A 20,899-nucleotide genomic window follows, 5' to 3' on the forward strand; every position below is an offset into this window, starting at 1 on the left:
ACGCGATTCCAGGGAGGTTGCTATGGTAAACGCAAAAAAAATAAAAAAAAGATATTACATATTTCTAGTATTCTATCTGTTATTTGGTATCGTACTATTATTAATATTAGATAGAGTGGATAGTCAAGACTTTACACAAAAATATAAAACCATATTATCAGTGTTCCAATTTGTTTATTCAATCTTACCTATAGTGTTATCTTGGGCTCTAACTAACTATATAGCTAAAAAAACTAAAAACGTAGAAAAATAAAATAGACACTCTCTATCACTAGCTATACTACAAACTCCCTTATATAGCTAGAAAGAGCGATTCAAAATCATCTTTGAATCGCCCTCCTTTCTTTATCCATTATAACAATTTATTATTTCAAATAACTTGCTACGTATTTCTTCATTTGTTGAATGCCCTAGCATTGATTTTAATTCATTTAGTTTTTTATCTAATTCTTCTACATCAATATCTAAAGTTGTATTTTTATAGATCATTTTGTTATCAGTCTTTTCACTACTTTCGTAATCAAGTGATAACTCCTCATACATCTTCTCACCAGGTCTTAGTCCGATTTCTTCGATATCGATATCTTTATATGGTTCTAATCCTGATAGTTTGATTAAGTTTGTCGCAAGATCTATTATTTTTACGGGTTCTCCCATGTCTAATAGGAAAATCTCCCCTTCACTTGCGTAATACCCAGCTTGTAGCACTAATTGTGCCGCTTCTGGAATCGTCATGAAGTAACGAATAATATTTCTATGCGTAATAGTGATAGGACCACCTTTTTTAATCTGTTCTTTAAAAATAGGAATTACAGAACCATTAGAACCTAGTACATTACCAAATCTAACCGCAGCAAATTTCGTTTTGTACTTATTACCTTTTGATTGTAAGATAATCTCTGTTAAACGTTTCGAAGCTCCCATCGCATTCGTTGGATTTACCGCCTTGTCAGTAGAAATCATAATAAATCTTTCTACTTCTTTTTCAATCGCCACATCCATAACATTTTTCGTTCCAAAAACATTATTTTTTATAGCTTCTTGTGGACGACGTTCCATTAAAGGCACATGTTTATGTGCTGCCGCATGGAACACTACATTAGGCTTATACTTATCAAACACCTCAGCTAAAGCAGCTTTTTCACGAATACTTACTATTTCAGAAATATATTGTATATCCGCATATTCTTTACTGTGTGATTTTTCAAAATCTAAATCACGCTCTAGCATGTATAATGCGTTCTCGTTAACATCTACTAAAACAAGTTGACTAGGTTTGAATTTGAATATTTCTCTAACAATCTGGCTTCCAATCGAACCACCAGCACCAGTAACAAGAATACTTTTCCCTTTAATATATGAACGAATCTCACCTTGAGACAGTTTCACTTCACCACGTCCTAATAAATCTTCAATAGACACGTCTTTTAAGTGTTTAGAAATACTTTCCCCGTCCTCTACAGCAATACCTGAGCTCATTACTTTAACAGTAACATTCGCTTCTTTTAGTACGTTTAATATTCTATTTTTATCATATGCTCCAATTGAAGGAATAGCTAAAAATACCTGCTCTACTTCATATTTTGGAATAAGTTTCAACATATCATATGTTGTTCCGACAACAGTAACCCCACTAATTACAGAGTTTTTTCTGTTATCATCGATAAGTCCAACTACATTGGCACGGAAAATATTATTTTTAGATAATTCTTTTAACAAGATATATCCAGCATCTCCTGCACCTATTATAAATGTATTCTTATAAGAATTAGCACCATATTTACCCGCTTCTCTTTCTCGTAAAGCACGGTAAAGCATTCTTGTAAACATCATTCCGGCGATTATTAATAACGGTGAAAAAATCGCAAATCTAACATTTGAAAATGTATCAGGTAGCATATATTGGTATAAAATACTAGTGATTAAATCTCCTAGTACTACTGAAAAGCAAATATTTACTATTTCATTTACACCTAAGTAAGACCACAGTGATTTATTAGTACCAAACAAATAAAAACTAATTGTATAAACCACAAGTGAAATCACTAAAAATTCGGCTATTTCTACGTGATGGTCATTCAACATAGAAAATGGATCCGAAGCCTTACCTAAAAATATAGATGCTACTACTCCAAATATTACCGTCAATAAATCCAATACCATAATTAGCTTAAATCTATGATTTATATATATTTTTGATGAAAATAATTTATCCATAACATCTCCTACTAATTCTTTAAATGAGCAAAGGGGTTAATTTATATAATCAAGATAAAACTTAACTACATACTGTGTCGCAATAGTTTACAAATAAATACGCTACGAAATCATAGCTTTTACTTATCTAATAAACTTTGCGGGGGGCGATTTAAAAACACGAATTCTAATCAGGTTTCCAAATCTTCCCCCAAGCTCTTTATATTTTAATATAATCTATAACCGAAGTACCCTGCAGCTGCAATAATTATAAGTAATATAACAATACTGACTTTTCGAGTTTCTTCAATTACTTTTATCTCTACTAACTTCTGAACTATTAATATCGTTATCGCCACGAAAATAGCTGTTTTTTTGACACTTTGGTTTTCTATAAACATAGTTCCTATTATTATAGCTAAACTGAAAACCGTTATAAGCATATTAATAGCTAAAAACATCAATTTTTTATCTGTCATCTTTATTTTTTCCTTATCTTGATCGTTACTTTAACAATCGGCGTATCTGTCGCTATCCTTATATTTTCTTTTGGATATATTTTTAGATTACTACGCTCTTCTGTTTCTTCTTTAACATCGCTCAAGTCAACATCAACGAACATTTCATTAATTTTTGCTAATTCATTAGCGTCTTCCGCCCTAATAGTTACCTTAGAAACATCCGCAGTAGCACTAACTAACTCATATCCTGAAGGTAGGCTACCTATAGTATTTACTTCTAACGGCACTTCTTTTTCAATATTTTTTAATTCAATACTCATAAGAGTTGAGTTCGGTTCTATTTGAATATCCTCTATTTTATTATAATCACTATCGTAAGCTACTAATTTAGCCTCTTCTCTAGTGTTTCTATTAATTTTCGTACGAGTATCACTCTCAGCTCGAACTTCATTTATCCTATTAAGGCTTTCGATAGCTCCAGAAATTTTGACAGTCTCATTTGTAACGCTAAGTTTATCTACTTCATATCCTATCAATAATCTCTCTTTTTTAACTATCGGCGTAACTCTAAACTCTCTAGTTGCTTTTTCCCTAATAGATATAGTTATTGTAGAAGGTTCTGCAGTCCCATCTACACCTTTTTCAAGTCCATTTATTTCAATTTTAACTTTTTGATCATCACCAATTTGAGCATTTCTAAGATTCAACTTCGCTTTGAAGTTCTTAGCAACACTTTCTTTCTGGACTTTCGTCTGTGATCCAGTTAATTTAACAGATACTGTATTAGGAATACCTACCACATACAATTTATCTTTATCATAATCAACTTCAAGTGGGATATCACTAACCCATGCAGTAGCATTATCGTTCGTATCACCTCCAAGAACTGAGAAATTCTTGAAATTTTCATTAACTGATAAGAACAATAGTATCGCTATTAAAAATGATATTAACTTTAACTTATTATTTTCTTTTAGTTGCATAATATCACCTCTTATTTAATTATTTTATCTTGCTGTTTCCAGTTTTTAGCTAAATATTTCGCTAAATCTTCTGTCGAAAAATCTGAAGTTAAAACACCATTTTGACATACACTAATTTTTCCTGTTTCTTCTGACACAGCAATTACTATAGCATCTGTCACTTCAGATAACCCTAGAGCCGCACGGTGCCTTGTTCCATAGCTACTAGCTATAGATCTATTATCCGATAGAGGAAGCACACAACTTGCAGCACGAATTTTATTTTCATCGATTATCATTGCACCATCATGTAAAGGTGTATTAGGAATGAAAATATTAATTATCAGTTCATTTGTAACCTCAGCATTAACTGTAATACCACTTTCCACATATTCATCAAGTCCGGTATTATTTTCTAAAACTATAAGTGCACCTATTCTTCGTCGTGCCATATGTCTTGATGAATCAACAACAGCTTTGATTATATGTTCAGTAGATTTTTTCTGTACATCTTTATAATTAATATTGAAGATATTCGATAGCTGTACCCTTCCTATGTATTCAAGAGCTCGTCTTAATTCTGGTTGGAATATAATCATTATTCCTAGCACTCCCCAAGTAACTACTTGTTCAAATATATATGTCATCGTTTTGAATCCAATAAAGTTAAAGAATATTTTCAATCCAATAACGATTAATATACCTTTAACAAGTTGCATACCACGAGTACCTTTTAATAAACTTAGCAATTTATAAACTAAGAACCAAACTAATAATATATCCAATAAATGAATAATTAGTGTTAGAGTACTTACTCCTGATAAGTATTCAGCTATCATAAATAATCTCCTTCCTTTGATTAATAATATCGTTAGCACGCAAAAACAACATCTAATGCGTACAACAGTCCACATTCAATTATATCATAAAATGCAAGCGTTGTGCCATTTTTATAGAAGAAAAAAGAAGATATTTTCAATAAACATCTTCAAAAATTTTAGAACTATTATTTTACATAGTTTTTACTTATATCTAAATTACAATATCGTTACTATAAAACATCTTATATTTAATTTACACATTTTATAGAAATCATAATATACTACTAAAAAACGCTCTAATTATTTTTAATTTTTATATAATTTGCAATATTATAATCTTGTGGGTCTAATTCTATATCATTTCCTAAAATTATATTCGCTACACTATAGCCAATTATCGGACCAGTAGTTAAACCAGAAGAACCAAGACCACTAACCGCATAGACATTTTCTAATGTCGGAACTTCACCAAAGAACGGAGAATAATCACTAGTATAAGCCCTAATTCCAACGCGTTCATTTATTATCTGTGCATTTTTTAATTCGCCTAAGAAGTTCTCCGCTTCTTCACCAAAAGCATCAAGTTGTTGTTTATCAACAGTTAAATCAAAGCCCATGTCATTTTCATGTGTCGCTCCAACACTAACAACGCCTTTTTCAAATGGAATAATATCCAATTCACCCTCAGGCATAATAACCGGATAAGATCCTGTATTTTCATCAGAAACTTTATAATCTCTTAGTTGGCCTTTTTGCGGACGAACATCAACATTAAAACCAAGAGGCTCTAATATATCTTTTAACCACGCACCAGTCGCAAGAACAACAGTATCAAAGACCTGTCCATTAATCTCATATTTATCTCCCACAACCTTTAGACTAACTTTTTCCCTAACGACATTAGCTTTCGAAGCAGTAAGTAAAGTATTAACGAATCTCTCTCCTTCTACTCGTCCACCACCACTCGCATACAGTACATCTCCATTGTTATCGAAGCTAGGAATAATTTTTTGAATCTCTTCTTTTGAGATTATCTCTAAATTCCCTATCATCGGTGATAATTCTTTACGACTTTCAGCAAGTTCTTTTAACTCAGGTAGCTTATCTTCATTTTTTTTCAATAAATATACTCCACATTGTGAATAAAAGTTAGTATTATAGCCATCAGCTTCTAAATCTTTAACTAATTTCAAATAAAAATCCGCTCCAAGTCTCGCCATCTTATACCATGGCTTATTACGTCTTTTAGAAAACCACGGACTTATAATCCCAGCTGAAGCTTTAGTAGCTTGACCCAAACCATAATCAAAAACTACTATTTCATTTTTTTGTTCTTTTGACAAATAATAAGCACATGTAGCTCCTACTATTCCCCCACCTACTACTGCTATTTTCATAAGATACCTCGCTTTTTTTAATAAATCTACTAATTAAAATTATAACTCAAAAAATTTATAGAGTAAACTTTAACTTCAATCAATTTTTTCTAAGACAATTTATAATTAGAATTTCTCTAATTTCTATAAAATCACACTGTACTCTTTCTAGTTATCAATATTTTATAGACTTATAGTTCATATCATATTATAATATTACTTAAGTCCAATGACTTTAAAATTATTATTTACAGGAGGTAAACTATGACTGAAATGAAATTAATACCAAGAAAAGAAGTCGAAGAGAAATATACTTGGGATATGACTCTTCTATACAAAACTGATGAAGATTTTAAAGCGAGCCTTGAGAATATTAAAAAAGAGATTTTAGATTTCAAGGCTACTTACGAAGGAAAATTAGTGGATCACGCTACTTTAGATACTGCCGTTAAAAAATACGAAGAACTTTATGAAGAATTTTATAAACTTTCTCACTACGCTGAATTACCAATGGCGGTAGATAGATTTAATGACAACGTAATACAAAATGTAACACTTTTTGAAGATGTTTCTACTTTATGGGCGGGGAATTTAAGTTTCTTCGATACTGAACTTGTAGGACTAGATGAACAATTCATTAAAGATTTCGTGAAAAACTATCGTCCTGATTTAGAATACTACTTCGAAAAAATCGTTCAGGAGAAAAAACACACATTATCAAAAGAAGCTGAACAAGTAATCGCAAACTACGAGAGTCTTCCTGGTTACTACAATCTATATGAGGTAACTAAGCATGAAGATATGCAATTCGACAGCTTCGAAGCAAATGGAAAAACTTTCGAAAATAGCTTCGTACTATACGAAAACTTACACGAAATGGATAACGATACTGAAGTGCGCCGTAATGCTGCGAAAAGTTTTTATAAAACATTAAATGCTTATAAAAACACTTCAGCAAACGAGTATATTTCACAAATCAAAAAAGAAAAAATGCTTGCTACAATGCGTGGTTATGATAGTGTTATCGACTACCTATTAGCCGCTCAAGATGGTAACCGCGAACTATATGATCGTCAAATCCGTACTCTTATGACAGATTTAGCACCTCATATCAGACGTTACATTAAACTTTTAGCTCGCGAACACAAAATTGAAGATATGCAGTTTGCTGACTGTAAGATCAACCTTGATCCAGATTTCGAAGTTGATATGACCATCGACGAATCTCGTTCTTATCTAAAAAAAGCACTTGGTGTTCTTGGTGAAGACTACGTTAAAATGATCGATGAAAGTTATGACAAACGTTGGACTGACTTCCCTCAAAACATCGGGAAAAGTACTGGTGGATTCTGTGCAACAGTTCCTAATGTAGCTGGATTTATCCTACTTTCTTGGACTGGAAAAATGAATGAAGTTTTCGTTCTTGCTCACGAGCTTGGACATGCATATCACTTCATGAGTACAGGAAAACACCAAACAATGTTAAACAACGATTGCCCACTTTACTTCGTTGAAGCTCCTTCAACTTGTAATGAGGTTATCGTATCTAACTACCTACTAAAAACTAACACTGATGCTCGTTTCAAACGTTGGGTTATCAGCAACATGATTAGTAGAACATACTTCCATAATATGGTAACACACTACTTAGAAGCTGTTTATCAAGATAGAATCTACAAAATGGTAGATAACAATGAAATGTTAACTGCTGATGTTCTTTCTGAAGTAAAACGCAACGTTATGGAAGAGTTCTTCGGAGATAGTTTAGTAGTTAATGAAGGTGCAGAGCTTACTTGGATGAGACAACCTCACTACTACATGGGACTATACCCTTACACTTACTCTGCAGGATTAACAATCGGTACAGCTATCGCTAATAAGATCGATAATGACAATTCTTATGCTGACACTTGGTTAAATGTTCTTTCTAAAGGAAGCAGCATGTCAGCACTAGATCTTTCTAAACTTGCAGGTTGTGATGTAAGCACTGATGAACCACTTAAAGAAGCAATTGCTTATGTTGGTCACCTAGTAGATGAACTTTACAACTTAACAGATGAATTGAATAAATAAAAACTTAAAGCTTCAGCTAAATTTCTTTAGTTGAAGCTTTAATCTTATATTCTATTTCATTCTATCTAATTTATCGAAACAAGCTTTTTCACATTCTATAACTGCGCTACGGAAATTCTTTTCTTCTAAAACTCTCACAGCCTCGATAGTACTTCCACTTGGTGAACATACATCATCTTTTAACTTACCTGGGTGCTCTTTAGTCTCTAACACCATCTTCGCAGCACCTAAAACTGTACTTGCAGCAAGTCTATAAGCTACATCACGTTTTAATCCATTTAATACGGCTCCATCAGCTAATGCTTCTATAAATAAATATCCATACGCAGGACCTGAACCACTTAAAGCTGTTAAAGCCGCCATGTCTTTTTCCAATATTTCCTCGGTAATACCTAAATTATTTAAGAGATCTAATACTAATATTTTTTCTTCAGCTGCCACTAAAGAGTTAAATGTAACACCTACTACACCACTCCCTATTTTTACGGGTGTATTCGGCATAATTCTAACTATTTTAGTCTCTGGAATTTTCTTTTCTAAATCATTTATTTCGACAGCTGCAGCCATTGAAATAACAATCTTATTCTTCAAACTAAGACTCACTTCATCAAGTACTGTTCCTACTAAATATGGCTTTACCCCTAAAAATACAATATCACTGTTTTCTACGACTTCTTCTAGACTCTTACAAAATACAGCACCTGTTTCTTCAGCAACATTTCTAGTACTTCTATCCGAAGAATTTCTCACAAAGATATCGGTACTACTAACTTTACAACTTCGAAGTAGTCCTTCTAAGATAGCTTTCCCCATATTTCCCACACCGATAAAACCTAATTTCATACATATTCCTCCTAAATATTCGTTAATAACATTATATCATACTCCAAACCCTTATGTCCTAGATAACTTCAATCAGAACTATTTTAATAAAAATTTAACTATGTTATACTTTTATAACAAGCAGTTATTCAAAGGAGTTTTATATGCACAGCAGTTGGGAAGAAATATTCAATAATTATCCAAAAATAGATGAACTAAATAATATGATAAAAGAAATTGACGAACAACGTCTTACTAAAACTATCTATCCGCCAAAAGAACAGGTTTTTAGAGTTTTCGACTTACCATTAAAAGATATTAAAGTCGTAATATTAGGACAAGACCCTTATCATAATCCTGATCAAGCATGTGGGTTAAGTTTTTCAGTAAATGATGGCGTACCACTTCCAAAAAGTCTTATTAACATTTACAAAGAGCTTCATGATGACTTAGGTATTAAACCAGCAAAAACAGGAAACTTAGAATCTTGGTTCAAGCAAGGTGTATTTTTGCTTAATGCTGTACTAACTGTAGAAAAAAATTCTCCAGCAAGTCATAGTAAAATAGGCTGGGAAAATTTCACGGATTACATAATTGAAAATATTTCAGAAAAAAATGAAAATGTAGTTTTTGTTTTATGGGGAGCCTATGCAAGAAGTAAAAATAAACTAATTGACCCTTCAAAACACAAAATTATTGAATCAGCTCATCCAAGTCCACTATCCGCATACCGTGGCTTTTTCGGAAGCAAAGTCTTCTCTCAAATTAACAGTTATTTAGCTGAAAATGATAGAGAAACTATAAATTTTGAATTAAAAATGAAAACAAACGAGCAAATTTCATTTTTTTAAAAATTAAAGAAAATTTTAAGTATATTTTAAGTACAAGGTATATAATGGTTACCTAAACAAAAGTAATAATATTTCATTCTTAACGACACTTGTCGTTTCTCCCTTTTAAGTTTGAAATTATTTTTGTTTAAACCAATATTTCGGTTAATTCTTTATGATATTAACAGATAATAAAACTTTTTAATTTTTTTCATAATGTGGCTTGTCGCTCCCTAGGCAAGCCATTCTCCCTTTAAAGAGTTGAAAGACTCTTTTGTTATTTGTATATAAGATTAGATATAAACAAGCAAGAAATTGCTTAGAACTTAATTTAGTTCACTAAAAAAACGTGTTCCCCAAACACGTTTTTTTATTTTATATTATTTCTATTCCAAACAAAAAATCCCAGACAATAAATGTCTGAGATTTTTTTATGCAGCTCTTCTATAACCTGCTCTTTGAGCAGCTTCTTCTGAACTAAAGACTAGTAGATTTCTTGCTGCAACATTATTATAAGAAGGATGTGTCGGTGTGTAATAAACTCCACTCTTTTTACTAGCTCTTACAACTACTTTTTTAGGTTGTTGTTGCTGTTTATTTTGTTGAGTTTGAGTTAATTGAACAGTCTCATTTTTTGTTCCATCCTGTTCGTCAATTTTTTTCTTAGAAGCAGGAGGGGGAAGAACTTGTTGTTGTTCTTTATCCTCATCAGAATTATCTTCTTTTTTCTCTTCTGAAGACTGTTCTTCTAATTTTTTATCACGTTCTTCTTTTTTCTCTTGGAAAGTTTTTCTTTGTTCTTCTTTTCTAGCTTCACTGAAATGATTCGTCATTAACATAGTTAACATCATTACAAGTGCACTTACAACACCTAATACTACTTTTTTCAATCGCGTTTTACGCTGAATTAATTTTACAATAGGTGGACATAATAATATAAAACTTAGTACAAAGACTATTACTGCATATCTAATGCCATGTGTAAAAACCATACTAAGTGATATTAGCATAAACACTAAAAAGATAAACCACAAAATAACTTGTCCATGTTCTTTTATGAATTTATTCACAATATTTCTCCTTAAAAATAATCACTTATCTATTTTAACACTTTCTTTACTAATAGACAATTATTTTCATAAATAACTTTAATTTTAATAAGATATTCAGCTTTTCTTATAAATATATATTTATATAAATCATATAACTATTTTCTAGAAATCACCATAGCTATCCCTTGTCCTCCTCCTATACAAAGGGAACAGACACCTTTTTCTTTATTATCATTGATTAGTGCGTAAACTAAAGTAACTAAAACTCGGCATCCACTAGCTCCGATTGGATGTCCTAGCGAAATAGCTCCTCCACGTGTGTTTACTTTGTTTTGATCTAGATTTAGTAGACGAGTTACAGCTATAGATTGTGCAGCAAAAGCTTCATTCATTTCAAATAAATCTATATCTTCTATGTTTAAACTTAATTTTTCTAGTACTTTTTGCGTTGCTGGAACTGGACCTAATCCCATTACCGTATTGTCTAATCCTGCCGAAGCATAACCATCAATATAAGCAAGAACTTCTAATCCTAGTTCTTTAGCACGAGTTTCACTCATTAAAACAACACAGGCTGCACCATCATTTATTCCTGATGCGTTTCCTGCTGTTACAGTTCCATCTTTTTTGAAAGCTGGTCGTAATTTAGCTAAACTTTCTAACGTTGTATTCGGACGAACAAATTCATCTGTATCAAAAATAATTTCTTCTCGTCTAGTTTTAATAACTATCGATGCTATTTCGTTAGCAAACTGATTATTTTCAATAGCTGCTGCCGCTTTATTCTGACTTGAAAGAGCAAATTCATCTTGCTCTTCTCTTGTTATATTGTATTGTTCTGCGATATTTTCAGCAGTAATACCCATATGATAGTTTTCAAACGCATCTGTAAGACCATCATTTATTATAGTATCTTCTAATTCTAAACTGCCTAATTTTTGTCCGAAACGAGCATTCTTTGTATAATGAGGTGCCGCACTCATGTTCTCAACACCACCACAAACTACTACATCATTATCCCCTAATAATATTGATTGTACCCCAAGAACAACACTTTTCAGTCCTGATCCACAAACTTTATTTACAACAAAGGCGCTTTTTTCTTTTGGAATACCTGCATTAACTGCGATTTGACGTGCTACATTTTGTCCTAAACCAGTCTGCAAAACATTACCGAATATTATTTCATCAACTAGATTTGGATTAAGATTTATACTTTCTAATGATTGTTTCACAAGCTCTCCACCTATTTTCGCAGCAGAAATATCTTTTAAACTTCCTCCAAAACTTCCTATAGCAGTTCTTTTTGCACTTACAATAGCAACTCTATTCATGTATTTTATCTCCTAATTTGATTTTCTAGTATATTTTACTATAAATACTAACGTTGTTCAAATATTGTCTACACAAGACTATATTTATCGAAATTTTTATTTTGTAACACTTCTTAAATTTATTTGTAATATAAATGTAATATTTTTGTAATAAAAGATTGATTTTTGTAATTTTTAAATGTATAATATAAATATAAAGAAGTTATACAAAAAAGAAGGTGAATAACATGAACAAACTTCTAAAAACAACAGGTATATTTATTTTAGGAATTGGATTATTAACAGGATGCACAGATAAAGTAGCAAAAAAAGTAGATACTAATGATAATATTACTACTGAGGTAAAAACTACTGAAGAAAATCCAGCTTCTTTAGCTAATTTACAAAAAGAAGTTGAACATGTTGCTCAAATTGACAATAACATTAATAACAATAATATTAAAGATAATAACAATACTAATTACAATATAAATAAAAAAGTTACAACAAAAGTAACTACTCCTTCTAAACAAACTATTCAAAACAATAATACTCAAGCTTATAAACATGATTTAGCTAAAGCTGGGGAAATTTTACAACCTATGGCTTATGGAATGTTAAACTTACAAGGAAGCAGCACTGCTAATGTTGTAAGATACATAGCTAGTAATGATGGTAGCGACAATGTAGTAAAACAAATAAACTTAACTAAAATATTAGATTTACTTAATACATATAACACTCAAACATTCCAAAAACAAGATGTGTTACAAAGATTACAAAATGATAAAGAAATTGAATTTGTCCAATTAAATAATCATGTTGCTGATTATAATAAAGAAAATTTAGAAAAATTAATGAATCACAAAAATAAAGTAGTGTACTTCGCAAAAGATCAAGTATTCTTAGCAAAAAGTGATATTGGCTACGGCGGTGCTACTGATGCAATCTTTATGCCAGTAGAAAAATGGGATATTAAAGGTGATAGAATTCTTATTCCATACGAAAATGTTGCTACAAGAAAACCTGTAGGTATAATGACTCTTCGCTTGAACAATAAAAATTACACTAGCGGAGCTAATAGAACTATGTACTACGTAGAAAGATTCGAATTATATTAAAATAACAAAAGACATCGTCATTTCACATGGCGATGTTTTTTGCGTTAAGTTAAAATTTATATCCTGGGAACATCTTTACTGAAATAATATAAAAATAGGCAACTGACTTAAGTTCTACTTTAGTCAGTTGTCTATTTTGTAAGAATACTAAATTATTATTTTACTTAGATTTATTAATATCCTAAAAAGATTCAATAAATATCAGTATTATTTTAATTTATCTTTAACGCTGTCGATAACGCCTTCTACAGCTTCTTTAGCATCTTCTGCAGCTTCTTTTACTTTAGAAACTACTTGCTCTGCTAATCCTTCACCTTCTACTGATTTATCTCCAGTTAATTTCCCTAAACCTTCTTTAACTGATCCTTTGATTTCGTCGAATTTATTTTCTAATGACATAATTGTGCCTCCTGTATACTACATATCAATTTTTTATAAATTGATATTAAATATACTTTTTCTTTAAATATTTTTTATAGATATTAATTTGTTAATTTCTATACTTTATATGATAAATCATTTTAAATTATTAATCAATGAAACTGCTCACAAAATTAAAAAAAGTTTTATTATTTATCATGAAACAGAGCGTAAAAATGTTAGAAACAGGGCTCTTACTGCATTTATACGATGACAAAAAATTCTATAGTAATGGCAATTCTGGTTTATTTTTTGAATATTTCTACTGTAAATAGAAACTTCTATTCTTATTAAACAGTTTTCATGATTAAATTTATTAATCTTTTTTAGATTTATTCATAAAAAATATAGATTTTACTCAATTTATCAAATAAGAGAGACTAGCAATCCTAATCTCTCTTAAACATTATTTATTATATTTCTCTACTATTTTCTTAGCACTAGCTAAGTTCATATGTTTTTCTTTTCTTAACTCTTCCACGACTGATTCAATATTTTCATTATTAGCCCCTGCTAAAATCGCTAAAGATTTAGCATGTAACTTCATATGTCCTTTTTGAATTCCGTCTCCTACCAACGCTTTTAGCGCTGCTAAGTTTTGAGCTAAACCTACTGAAACGAGTATACTCGCTAATGTTTTCGCATCTGGATTGTTCAATAGTCCTCTCGCTACTTTCACAGTAGGATTAATTCCGATAGATCCACCTACACTAGCAACCGGCATCGGTAACGTGATTTCTCCTACAAGCTCCTTAGACTCTTTATCACAGCACCAAGTAGAAAGTCCTTTATACTTCCCATCTTTTGCTGCATAGCTTTGACATGCCGCTTCTATAGCTCTCCAGTCATTACCACTCGCTATTACAACACTATCAATTCCGTTAAAGATACCTTTGTTATGGGTAGCAGCTCTATAAACATCTGCTTTTGCAAATTTACTCGCAAGCTCAATTCTTTTAGCTAAATACTCTCCATTTTCTCCTAAGTTTTCGAATGGAATAGCACATTTTGCTGTAACTAGTGAACGCGTCGCATAATTCGATAAAATCGCCATAAGAGCTACACCCTCAGTTAGTGATTCTAACGAAACTTTAAGGGCCTCTAGCATTGTATTTAACATATTTGCTCCCATCGCTTCTAAAGTATCAACGATAAGGTAAACAACTACAAAATCTACACCTTCTTCTGATAGAACTTTGACCTCAATATCACAAGCTCCACCACCACGAGTTACGATAGATGGATATGCTTCGTTAGCCGTTTTTATAAGAAGTTCTTTACTCTGTAATATACTTTCCGCAGCTAAGCTAGTATCCGCTATATCGTATAACGCAACATGACCAATCATTTTTCTATCAAGGATTTCTGTTTTGAAACCACCAGATTTCGCTACTATCTTCCCAGCATTACTACAAGCTGCAACTACCGATGGTTCTTCTGTAACAAATGGTACTACATACTGTTTTCCATCAACAGTAAAATTTGGCACAACGCTAAAAGGTAATGAGAAAGTTCCTATTACATTCTCTACCATGTTATTAGCCGTATCAAAGTCTAAAACCTCATTATTTTTAAGAAATTCAAGATGCTCTTCACTTAAAATACCAGCTTGTTCAATAACTCCTAAGCGTTCTTCAATATTTTTTTTATAAAATCCACTCCAAATTTTTTCCATAGTTCCCTCTATTAAAATTGTTTTTTATAAACTCTCTTGTGATTTTCAATTTTTTCTAAAACAAATCTGCTTTCATCTTGAATATCAGAAATATCTAAGTTCCCTTCTTCATCAACTGTAGTATCTCTAAAGAACATTTTTTCATATTCATCAATTGAAATACGTGTTCTACTGTCAAAATCGTCAAAACGATTGTTTCTTAGTTGTTCTTTATAACCATCAACTAAAGTCATACTAAATACTTCCGCAACAGCACCACTTCCGTAGCTATATAATGCAATCTTATTACCCGCTTCTAAAGTAGTATTATTCTCAAGTAAAGATAACAGTCCTAAGAATAATGATCCTGTATAAATGTTACCTACACGTTGACTGTATAAAATAGACTCATTAAAACGAGCAAGTAATTCTTCTTTTTTATCTTCTTCAGCTTGTTCTAATAATAAACTTAGACCCTTTAATCCTAATTTAGGATATGGTAAGTGCAGGCATACCGCTGAAAAATCATTAAGATTCTGTTTTGATTTTTCTGAGAATCTTCCCCAAGTAGTAGTTAAACAATCAAGGTATTGTTCCGTTGAAAATCTTCCTTCCACAAATGCATAATGTGAGTAATTAGGACGCCAGAAGTCCATAACATCACGAGTCAAACAAACATTATCATTGTTAAGTTCTAAGATTCTAGGGTTGCTGCTAACTAGCATCGCACAGCTTCCCGCACCTTGTGTCGACTCACCAGATGATCTAACTCCATATTTCGCTATGTCACTAGCTATAACTAGTACTTTTGATTCCGGATTATTCATAACATGATTTTTCGCAAAATCTAATGCTGCCGTCGCACCATAACAAGCTTCTTTTACTTCAATAGCACGCGCAAATGGTTGAACATCTAAAAGACCGTGAATAAATACCGCAGAAGCTTTACTTTGGTCAATTCCAGACTCAGTTCCTACGATAATCATGTCAATTTTTTCTAAATCATCTTTATCTAATATTTCATATGCAGCTTGTGCCCCAAGAGTTACTATATCTTGAGATACCGGTGGAATACTCATTTCAAGTTGTAATAAACCTTTTGTAAATTTATCTGGTTCTATTCCACGCGCTGCGGCTAAATCACGAATATCTAAATAATAATTTGGCATTGCAAAACCAATTTTATCTATTCCTATTTTCATTATCAAATTCCTTTCGATTAAAATTCGAATCATTCATCTATACAATTTTTTCCAACTATAATTATACTATTAAACTATTAAAAATTAAAGTCTAATAGCCATATATTTCCTATCATGATTAAAATAATTCATGCAAATACTATTGTATAAAATTTTCATGAATTAGTCCATAGATAGCTATTAAAAATCACAAAACTTAGGTCTATCAATTATAAAATATAAATAACAGTATATTCATGCAAATACCTTATTTCCATTTGAAACATTATTAGCTTTTATATAATTTTAATTAGTTGTTATTACAACGATAAAAATAGTTTTTAGTCGGAAAAAAAATTTTTTGTAAGCATTTTTGTTGTTTATTTTAAATATTTTTCTTATAATTATAATATATTTATAAAAACCCTAGGAGGATTATTACTATGACATTTAAATTACCTGAATTACCTTATGGATTCGATTTCTTAGAACCAGTTATCGACGCTAAAACTATGGAAATTCACCACGACAAACACCACGCTGCTTACGTTAACAACTTAAACGCAGCTTTAGAAAAACACCCAGAATTCGAAGCTAACTGCATCTGCGGTTTATTAAAAAACATCGATAACGTACCTGCTGACATCCGTCAAGCTGTTATCAACAACGGTGGTGGACACCACAACCACAGCCTATTCTGGAAATCTCTAACTAAAGCAGATTCTTCTGAATTCGCTGGATTAGTAAAAGAAAAAGTTGAAGCTGAACTTGGTGGATATGAAGAATTCGTTAAGAGTTTCTCAGCTGCAGCTGCTACTAGATTCGGTAGTGGTTGGGCATGGCTAGCTTTAGATAAAGAAGGTAAATTAGTAGTTACTTCTACAGCTAACCAAGACTCTCCATACTTAACAGGTCTTACTCCAATCCTTGGATTAGACGTTTGGGAACACGCTTACTACCTAAACTACCAAAACCGTCGTCCAGACTACATTAAAGAATTCTTCCGTGTTGTAAACTGGGATTTCGTTAACGAACGTCTAGCTAAACACTTAGAAAAATTAGGTAAATAATTACATAGATAAAAAAGCATCTAGGAAATCTAATTTCCTGGATGCTTTTTTTTTCAGCAGTTTCTAAAGTAAATTTTCAATTTCAACATAATCACTTATAATCTTATTTATTTCAATCATAAGGTCTGTATTATCTATAGAATATCCTTAACCCTTGTCTGCTTCATTTTCTTTTACAAGATCTTTTTGTGAATCTTTTTCAGATAGTTTTTGATCGATATATTTATTAATAATTTCATAAAATTCCTTGGTCGCCTCACCATCTAATTTTGTTGAATTCTGAACTTGATTAACTTTCAATTGAACAGATTGAATACCGTAAGAGGCTTGTTTTTGGTGGATTGTTTCTAATTCTTCTTCTGAAATCGGGTCACCAACAATTGTCAAGACCAATTCATTGTCCCTTGACTTGTAGACTTGATTGATAACCGTATGATTGGCAAACTCTTTTCCTACAAACTGTTTGACACCTTCTTTTCGCGCTTGTTCTATAGTTAGAGTAACTGCCGAATAGCTGGCTGGAACAACCAATAATACAATCAAAGATATCAAACCAATTTTCATTTTAATGCTTAGCTCTTTGAATGAAGTTAAGGGAGATTTTCTCATTAAAATTTTTGCCCCAACAATGTTGGCTAGCATTATAAAGACACAGTTAATCAAGAAAAGATAGAGAGCTCCAAATAAAAATCGTACATTCCCATTAGCTAAACCATAGCCGGCAGTGCAGATAGGCGGCATTAGAGCTGTAGCAATTGCTACTCCTGGCACAATATTGTTTGCTTCTTTTTTTCTCGAACCGATCACACCAGCAATCCCACCAGCAATAGCAATTAGGACATCCCAAATCGTTGGAGAAGTTCGTGCAATCAACTCGCTACTTTCATAAGATACGGGAGTAATCCAGAAATATAGAGTCGATACAAGTAAACTGACCAATACTTGAGTAAGTAAAACCCCTAGAGCTTGCTTGACTAAACGAGTGTCAAAAATAGCTAAACCTAATCCTAGTCCAACAATCGGTGTCATGAGAGGTGAAATTAACATGGCTCCTATAATAACAGCTGTTGAATTCATATTTAATCCGATAGAGGCAATAAAAATTGCACACATCAAAATCGCTGTATCTCTCGATCTAACATGAAGATCATCGTATAATTTTTCACGGTATTCACGTGTTGAATAATTTCCAGACATCTGTTTCTCCTTTTATTTAATTTATTTCTGTTTATCTATTGATGAGGATAGAGTGATTTTCTGTCAAACATTACATATGTATTTAAATTTCCTTAGTTCTCACCTGTAAGTTTTTTAAAAAATATCTCTTTTTTCTAGACAAATAAAAAAGCATCTATCAGTTGATTCTTTATATTATATCAAAAATTTCACAATCTTTCACTAAGGAAACCCATCAATTTAAAAGATTTTTATATCCTTTCCAAGATAGAGAACTGACAAAATTCCAGTTTTCTTATTCTAAGAACAAAAGACTGGGAGCGACTCAAAAATCATGATTTCTTAAGAAATAAGATTTTGTCGAGTCGCCCCTCACAGTTTATTAGATTTCAAAAAAACTTTATAAAGCCATCTTTTTAAATCAATAAACTACTACGTCTATGATTTTTCATATGAACTTTGTTAAATTTTAGGGCTTTTGGGGTAGCCCGAATTTAATGACTAAACATGATGAGTGTGTTTTGCAATCCATTGTTGCATCTTGATAACTAACCAGAAGCTATAGATTCCTAAGGTGATGATAGTTAGAAGAAACCACTTGATCCAATTCCCGAACAACTGTGCCCCAGTACCATCAAAGTATAGACGTTTCCCATCAATCACAGTGTGTTTCGTTTTCCAATTTTGCATCATACAAACAGCCCAAGGTGTTCCGATTCCCAAGGTAAACACACAAATTATTGCTCCTAAGATAGAGTAACCAATATAACCTAGGATTCCTCCATCAAAATAACTTTCAGAATTCATATTATCTCCTTTCTATTCTTTTATTTCTATTCTAGAAGCCCTATTGTATCATTTTTTTTACATTTGTACAATCTTACGGTAACTTCTTGATATTATCTTGAAAATAATCATATAGATAAGAGCAAAGATGCCACAGATAGATAAGGTTACGCTCAACATCATTCCAGCAGCAATGACACCAATAACTTTTAAGATTAAGAAGTTACAACACTTAAAAGAATCATCCTATCCGACTTAATTTAATGACAATTTAAGCTACATAATGTATAATGAAAAGCACTCTGTTTGAATATACAATATATTCTTTCATTTATTATTAAATAGTTTGGAGGAGAATTAATATTGAATAATTGGAAACTTATCGCTGGTTTTATCGGGGTATTCGCAGTATATGAAATACTAGTAGTTCTAATGTGGCTTGGCTTAAAATGGATGACCTCACCTTTTGTTCCAGCTAGGGTTAAATTAGCTATTGGTGTAGTATTATTTATAGCTGCTAACTTTTCTATTATGGCTTATATGTTAAGATTAGGAGCACCATGGGTAAATTATGGAAATATCTGGTACTTTTATTTCTTAAACGGTGCTGTCATAGGTGTTATCTTATTGGTAGCTAAGTTATTACTGAAAATCTTTAAATTAAATCTTTCTCAAGGAATTAGTTTAAGTATAACTACTCTATATTTATTAGGTATGACTGCCCTTGGATTATTTTGGGCATATTCGCCTACTGTTATTAATAAGACTATCAAGGTAGATAAACATCTTGATACTCCCGTTAAAATCGCTATGGTCTCTGATCTTCATCTTGGGACATTTTTCTCAAATCCTCAACTTGAGAAACTGAATAAGATTGTTGATGAAGAGAAGCCAGATGCTGTAGTTATCGCAGGAGACCTTATGGACGATGATATGGTTATGTATAAAAAGCGTAATATGCAAGAAAATCTTAGCAAGTTAAAAGCTCCTCTAGGTGTTTATACTACGATGGGGAATCACGACCGTGATGCACTAGAAATAGTCGATGAAGTTAAAAAAACTGGTATAATACCATTATTTGATGAAACTATCACACTTAATAATGATATTATATTAGTGGGTCGTAAAGATAAGAGTGTTAGTCGTGATAGACTAGATACCGCCGAACTTCTTAAGAGTGTTGATTTGAATAAGACTATCGTACTTGTCGATCATCAACCAGATGCTGTCGATTATCACTCTACCTTACCTATAGATGTTCAACTCTCTGGGCATACTCATCGTGGACAACTATGGCCGTTAAACTTCATCACAGATGTAGTTTACACCCTAGATCATGGCTACGCGAAAATTAACGGTAAACATTTCTTCACTTCTGCGGGTTATGGTTTCTGGGGCCCACCTTTCAAAACTACAGCTCGTAGTGAAGTATGGATGATTACAATCGAAGGAAAATAAAGAATATAAAATACCCCAAAAGTTAGTTTATTCGGTACTGCACCCAAAAAGTTGGACAAAATATTCAGTTATTTTTGTTTAGTATTTTAAACTTTAAAGTCAGTAAATTTTATTACTTTTAGTGACT

19 protein-coding genes are annotated in these 20,899 nt (G+C 31.9%); 6 read left to right on the top strand and 13 right to left on the bottom strand.

Annotated elements, in window-relative coordinates; translation table 11 throughout:
- The first annotated feature begins 22 nt into the window (after nucleotides 1–22).
- On the top strand, nucleotides 23–253 hold the full coding sequence (locus PNO30_RS04320) for a hypothetical protein (protein WP_271987277.1): 231 nt from the start codon (nucleotides 23–25) through the stop codon (nucleotides 251–253).
- 92 nt (nucleotides 254–345) lie between these two features.
- On the opposite strand, the gene PNO30_RS04325 is transcribed toward PNO30_RS04320, so the two are convergent.
- The 5 genes from PNO30_RS04325 to PNO30_RS04345 form a co-directional block, all read right to left on the bottom strand.
- Nucleotides 346–2,217, bottom strand: coding sequence for a polysaccharide biosynthesis protein (locus PNO30_RS04325; protein WP_271987278.1), 1,872 nt, complete (start codon nucleotides 2,215–2,217; stop codon nucleotides 346–348).
- A 206-nt stretch (nucleotides 2,218–2,423) separates the two neighbouring features.
- Nucleotides 2,424–2,675 (bottom strand): hypothetical protein, encoded by a 252-nt coding sequence (locus PNO30_RS04330; RefSeq protein WP_003147579.1) that lies wholly within the window; start codon nucleotides 2,673–2,675, stop codon nucleotides 2,424–2,426.
- A 2-nt stretch (nucleotides 2,676–2,677) separates the two neighbouring features.
- Complete coding sequence (locus tag PNO30_RS04335) at nucleotides 2,678–3,640, bottom strand: YbbR-like domain-containing protein (RefSeq protein WP_271987279.1); 963 nt, start codon at nucleotides 3,638–3,640, stop codon at nucleotides 2,678–2,680.
- Nucleotides 3,641–3,651: 11 nt separating this feature from the next.
- A complete protein-coding gene (cdaA, locus tag PNO30_RS04340) occupies nucleotides 3,652–4,458 on the bottom strand; it encodes a diadenylate cyclase CdaA (RefSeq protein WP_271987280.1) in 807 nt (268 codons plus the stop codon).
- Nucleotides 4,459–4,736: 278 nt separating this feature from the next.
- The gene (locus tag PNO30_RS04345; protein ID WP_271987281.1) at nucleotides 4,737–5,837 is read right to left on the bottom strand and encodes an NAD(P)/FAD-dependent oxidoreductase; all 1,101 of its coding nucleotides are present in this window, start codon (nucleotides 5,835–5,837) and stop codon (nucleotides 4,737–4,739) included.
- Between the two features lie 243 nt (nucleotides 5,838–6,080).
- On the opposite strand from PNO30_RS04345, the gene pepF reads away from it, so the two are divergent.
- Entirely contained in the window at nucleotides 6,081–7,889 is a 1,809-nt protein-coding gene (pepF, locus tag PNO30_RS04350; RefSeq protein ID WP_271987282.1) for an oligoendopeptidase F, read from the top strand.
- Between the two features lie 51 nt (nucleotides 7,890–7,940).
- Here the strand turns inward: pepF and proC are convergent, their stop codons facing one another.
- Nucleotides 7,941–8,732, bottom strand: a complete 792-nt coding sequence (gene proC, locus PNO30_RS04355) for a pyrroline-5-carboxylate reductase (protein ID WP_271987283.1) — start codon at nucleotides 8,730–8,732, stop codon at nucleotides 7,941–7,943.
- Between the two features lie 143 nt (nucleotides 8,733–8,875).
- Between proC and ung the strand changes: the two genes are divergently transcribed.
- Entirely contained in the window at nucleotides 8,876–9,562 is a 687-nt protein-coding gene (ung, locus tag PNO30_RS04360; protein WP_271987284.1) for a uracil-DNA glycosylase, read from the top strand.
- A 410-nt stretch (nucleotides 9,563–9,972) separates the two neighbouring features.
- Here the strand turns inward: ung and PNO30_RS04365 are convergent, their stop codons facing one another.
- Nucleotides 9,973–10,611: an O-antigen ligase family protein gene (locus PNO30_RS04365; protein WP_271987285.1), complete on the bottom strand. Its 639-nt coding sequence runs from the start codon at nucleotides 10,609–10,611 to the stop codon at nucleotides 9,973–9,975.
- Nucleotides 10,612–10,748: 137 nt separating this feature from the next.
- Nucleotides 10,749–11,927, bottom strand: a complete 1,179-nt coding sequence (locus PNO30_RS04370) for an acetyl-CoA C-acetyltransferase (RefSeq protein ID WP_271987286.1) — start codon at nucleotides 11,925–11,927, stop codon at nucleotides 10,749–10,751.
- A 227-nt stretch (nucleotides 11,928–12,154) separates the two neighbouring features.
- Here PNO30_RS04370 and PNO30_RS04375 point away from each other — a divergent pair, with 227 nt between their 5' ends.
- Entirely contained in the window at nucleotides 12,155–13,027 is an 873-nt protein-coding gene (locus tag PNO30_RS04375) for a hypothetical protein (RefSeq protein ID WP_271987287.1), read from the top strand.
- 207 nt (nucleotides 13,028–13,234) lie between these two features.
- Here the strand turns inward: PNO30_RS04375 and PNO30_RS04380 are convergent, their stop codons facing one another.
- The 3 genes from PNO30_RS04380 to PNO30_RS04390 all read right to left on the bottom strand — a co-directional run bounded on the left by PNO30_RS04380 (nucleotide 13,235) and on the right by PNO30_RS04390 (nucleotide 16,303).
- On the bottom strand, nucleotides 13,235–13,426 hold the full coding sequence (locus PNO30_RS04380) for a CsbD family protein (protein WP_271987288.1): 192 nt from the start codon (nucleotides 13,424–13,426) through the stop codon (nucleotides 13,235–13,237).
- Between the two features lie 427 nt (nucleotides 13,427–13,853).
- Nucleotides 13,854–15,122, bottom strand: coding sequence for a hydroxymethylglutaryl-CoA reductase, degradative (locus PNO30_RS04385; RefSeq protein WP_271987289.1), 1,269 nt, complete (start codon nucleotides 15,120–15,122; stop codon nucleotides 13,854–13,856).
- An 11-nt stretch (nucleotides 15,123–15,133) separates the two neighbouring features.
- On the bottom strand, nucleotides 15,134–16,303 hold the full coding sequence (locus PNO30_RS04390; protein WP_271987290.1) for a hydroxymethylglutaryl-CoA synthase: 1,170 nt from the start codon (nucleotides 16,301–16,303) through the stop codon (nucleotides 15,134–15,136).
- A gap of 422 nt (nucleotides 16,304–16,725) precedes the next feature.
- On the opposite strand from PNO30_RS04390, the gene PNO30_RS04395 reads away from it, so the two are divergent.
- Nucleotides 16,726–17,352 (top strand): superoxide dismutase, encoded by a 627-nt coding sequence (locus PNO30_RS04395; RefSeq protein WP_048803104.1) that lies wholly within the window; start codon nucleotides 16,726–16,728, stop codon nucleotides 17,350–17,352.
- 147 nt (nucleotides 17,353–17,499) lie between these two features.
- On the opposite strand, the gene PNO30_RS04400 is transcribed toward PNO30_RS04395, so the two are convergent.
- Entirely contained in the window at nucleotides 17,500–18,549 is a 1,050-nt protein-coding gene (locus tag PNO30_RS04400) for a DUF389 domain-containing protein (protein ID WP_271987291.1), read from the bottom strand.
- Nucleotides 18,550–19,029: 480 nt separating this feature from the next.
- The gene (locus PNO30_RS04405) at nucleotides 19,030–19,335 is read right to left on the bottom strand and encodes a DUF898 family protein (RefSeq protein ID WP_271966281.1); all 306 of its coding nucleotides are present in this window, start codon (nucleotides 19,333–19,335) and stop codon (nucleotides 19,030–19,032) included.
- Between the two features lie 342 nt (nucleotides 19,336–19,677).
- Between PNO30_RS04405 and PNO30_RS04410 the strand changes: the two genes are divergently transcribed.
- Complete coding sequence (locus PNO30_RS04410; protein ID WP_271987293.1) at nucleotides 19,678–20,772, top strand: metallophosphoesterase; 1,095 nt, start codon at nucleotides 19,678–19,680, stop codon at nucleotides 20,770–20,772.
- Nucleotides 20,773–20,899 lie beyond the last annotated feature (127 nt).

Source organism: Gemella haemolysans (assembly GCF_028308085.1).
Classification (GTDB): Bacteria; Bacillota; Bacilli; order Staphylococcales; family Gemellaceae; genus Gemella; species Gemella haemolysans_D.